This window comes from Kribbella sp. NPDC050124 (genome assembly GCF_044460355.1).
Lineage (GTDB): Bacteria > Actinomycetota > Actinomycetes > Propionibacteriales > Kribbellaceae > Kribbella.
This window is the reverse complement of record NZ_JBITJU010000064.1, coordinates 1-3,359: the sequence shown is the minus strand read 5'-3', so window position 1 is coordinate 3,359 and position 3,359 is coordinate 1. Positions and strand designations below refer to the sequence as shown.

Annotated in this window: 3 protein-coding genes; all 3 read right to left on the bottom strand. The window is 69.8% G+C overall.

The genetic code is table 11. The features are described from left to right. Positions 1-145 precede the first annotated feature (145 nt). Positions 146-961: an ExeA family protein gene (locus ACIBL3_RS47180; RefSeq protein WP_396360611.1), complete on the bottom strand. Its 816-nt coding sequence runs from the start codon at positions 959-961 to the stop codon at positions 146-148. Next, entirely contained in the window at positions 958-2,445 is a 1,488-nt protein-coding gene (locus tag ACIBL3_RS47175) for a DDE-type integrase/transposase/recombinase (protein WP_396360610.1), read from the bottom strand. The genes ACIBL3_RS47180 and ACIBL3_RS47175 overlap by 4 nt, the downstream gene beginning before the upstream one ends. A gap of 88 nt (positions 2,446-2,533) precedes the next feature. Further along, complete coding sequence (locus ACIBL3_RS47170; RefSeq protein ID WP_396360609.1) at positions 2,534-3,070, bottom strand: helix-turn-helix domain-containing protein; 537 nt, start codon at positions 3,068-3,070, stop codon at positions 2,534-2,536. Between the last annotated feature and the right edge of the window lie 289 nt (positions 3,071-3,359).

Sequence of the window (3,359 nt, the reverse complement as noted above, 5' to 3'; positions counted from 1 at the left end):
TGTTGTCCGTCGTTCATCTTGCCGATGACGGCGTCATCGGTGTTGCCGATGGTTGGGGTGTGGGTAGGCCCCGCCTGCTGGTCGCGGACGGGGCCTTGGTCGGCTGGTTGGCGGGGTGGTCGGCGTGGTGATGCCACCGGTTTGCTCAGTCGGCGCCGGTTTCGGAGATCGCGGTTCGGGCGGCTTTTTCGTCGACGATCGAGTTGTTGCGGGCGAATGCGGCGGTGAGTGCGTTGACGGCGAGGTTGTTGATCGCGCGGGGGTAGCCGCGTGAGGAGTTGTGGATGAGGGTGATGGCGTCGGCGCTGAACAGGGTGTCGGTGCGGCCGGCGATCGTGAGGTGGTGGGTGATGTAGTCGGTGGTCTCGGTCGGGTCCATGCCGGTGAGGGTGTAGCGGACGGAGATCCGTTGGTCCAGTGCGGCGAGGACGCCGAGTCGGAGGCGTTGCCGCAGGGTGGGTTGCCCGATCAGCAGCGCGGCGAACGGGGCGCCGGAGTCCATGTCGTGGTTGGTGAGCATGCGGATGGCTTCCATCTGGGCGTTGTCCAGCAGGTGTGCTTCGTCGATGATCACGACGGGGCTGCGTCCGCGTTCGGCGTGTTCGGCGGCGAGGGCGTCGGCCGCCTGGGAGACGAGGGTGGCGGTGTAGTGGCTGGGCACCTGACCGAGCGCGGAGACGATGTGGTGCAGCATGCCGCGGACCCCGACCGAGGGGTTGGGCAGGTAGATGACCACGTGGCGGGAAGAGTCCAGGGCTGCGGTCGCGGCGCGGACGGCGACGGTCTTTCCGGCGCCGACCTCGCCGGTGATCACGCCGAGGGCGTGCTGGTCGATGCACCAGGCGATCCGGGCGACGGCCTCGGCGTGCCGGCCGTGGCGGTGCAGCATCGACGGAGCGAGGCTGCGGCCGAAAGGCATGCGGGTGAAACCGTAGTGCGACTGCAGGCGCTGGATGCTCACCGGCTGACCTCTCGGCCCTGATCGCTGACGGTGGCGCCGTCGGCGTGGTCGTCGTCGGTGAGGTCGTCGATCGACAGTTGCCCGGGAATTTGTTCGGGCGCAGCCGAGTAGAGCGCGTGGAAGCCGATGCGGTCGTCGGTGATCACCTGCTGCTGGTGGGCGTCGGCGACCAGTTGCAGGTAGGCGATGCCGGTGGCCGGCGCCGGTGCGGGCTCGGGTGTTTCCGGTCGGGCTTTCGGGTGGGCGTGGCGGGTGATGACGTGCGGCACCGCATTGCCGTAGCTGTTGTCGCCGTGGCGGACCTCGATGACTTCCAGGTTGAACGGGGAGAACACCAGCTCCACCTTCCGCCCGGCCAGCGCGGCCTCGACTTGGTAGGTGTTGCCGTGCAGCGAGACCGTGGCGGTCTTGGTCACCGTGCGCAGTGCGGACCACAAGAACGCCTCGGTCAACGCGTCGGCCGAGGCCATGATCGGGCCGTGCCCGGCCCGGTCCCAGCCGTCGTTCCAGCGGGCCAGCGGCGTCTGCTGGGTCTCGGAATGCACCTGATGGTGATAGACACCTTCGACCCAAGCGGTGAACAGGGTGTTGAGCTCGAGCAGCGCCGCTGCTGGGGTGGTCTGCTGCTCGGTGAGCTGCGCGGCGCTGGTGTCGGCGACTTCGACGAGGAACTGGTCTCGCACTGTGCGGAAGAACCGTTCGATCTTGCCGCGCCCTTGAGGCCGGTGCGGGGTGGAGTGCACCAGCCGGATCCCGAGCTTGCCGCAGGCCCGCAACAACCAGGAATCAACGTAGGCCGAGCCGTTGTCGACGTAGCAAGCGCCGGGCACGCCGCGAGACGCCAGCGCCGGTTCCAGTGCGGCGGCCAGCCGCACGGTGTCCTCGGCGAACCCGAACCGGTAACCGGTCACGAGGCGGGAATGATCGTCGAGGAAGGCGAACAGGTAGGTTTTGCGGCCGCCGACCCGCGGGCCGTGCAGCGCATCACCGACCCACCGCTGGTTCGGCGCCTCGGCCTCGAACCGGCCGAACACCACACCGCCACCGGCGGCTGGGCCCATCAGGTCCCGGCGGTGGAACAGGCGCAGCAGCGTCGATTCAGACGGCGAGTAGCCGCTGCTGGCGCGCAGGATCCGCGCGACCTGCGCCGCGGTGCGGTCGGGGTTCTCCCGCTTCAGCGCGACCGCCAGCTCCAGCACCCCGGTGTCGATCCGGGTGCCAGGCTGGCGGATCGACGGGGTCAGGGCGTCGAAACCGCCGGTCCGGTAGCGGCGGATCCACCGGTCCAGGGTGTCGCGGGAATAACTGTGCTGCCCGCCGAACGGGCCGGCATGCGTGCCGGCGGCAATCGCCCGCACGATCCGGCCCCGCGCCTTGGTCGACAGGCCCGGGTCCAGCGCAGGGCAGATCAACTGGTAACGGAACAACGCCACCTGCTGCGCCCGCTGACGGCGCTTGACGCCGTCTTGGTCATGCGTGCTCACCACGAAAACCTCTATTCAGTAAGGGAATGCCCGGCCGAGCCGACCGGGCAGCAACCCTCGCGAGAATTCCGGCTGCCCGCGCCGCGCGTCAGGGGCAACTCGTGTTGCCGACGGCACCGACCTGCTGCGGTGGCCAGCCCGGTGCGAGCAGCCGACCACCCGAACAGGCCGCAGCGACCTGCCAGGCCGTCACCGGGCCGAGGACCCCGAACGCGCCGAACCTGTCGGTCACCGCCGCGGTCGCGGCCCCCAACGCGGCCAGCACGTCACGCCACGGCGAACCGAGCGCCTTGGGCACCGGCCGGTCCACCCCGGCCCGGCCAGCCACCTGCAACAAGTGCAGCCGCACCGGCTCCAACCGGCCGCCCAGCACCCGCAACCAGCCCCGCACCGTCGACGCCGGAACCCCCAGCCTCTCCCCGATCCTCCGATGACCCGACCCGGCAGCGCGGGCCAGCAACGCCGCCACGATCACCTCGGCCGCGTACGCCCGCCGCGCCAACACCGTGACCGGCAACAACACATGCGTGACCAGACACCCCGCACAGCGCGCCCGCCGCGGCCGCAACACCCCGGCGATCCCACGAACGCCACGCGGCCGCGCCCACCCCCACGGACGCAGCACACCCCGGCACCCCGGGCAACCGACCCGCCCGGACACCAACCGCGACTCGACCCGAACCTGATCCGCCTCTACCGTCATCAACGGGTGCCTCCGCGCATCCAGCACGGCCCTCCCGCAGCGGTCCTCCACGACATGAAGCGGGAGGGCCGTGTCGTCTCAACTCACATTGCTCGACACACTGACGGTGACGACCACAAACATCAACACCAACACCTGCGCCCAGCCGTCGTCAGCAACCTCAACGACGTACGCCGACCACCAGGTCGTCATCCAGAACGACGGTCAACAC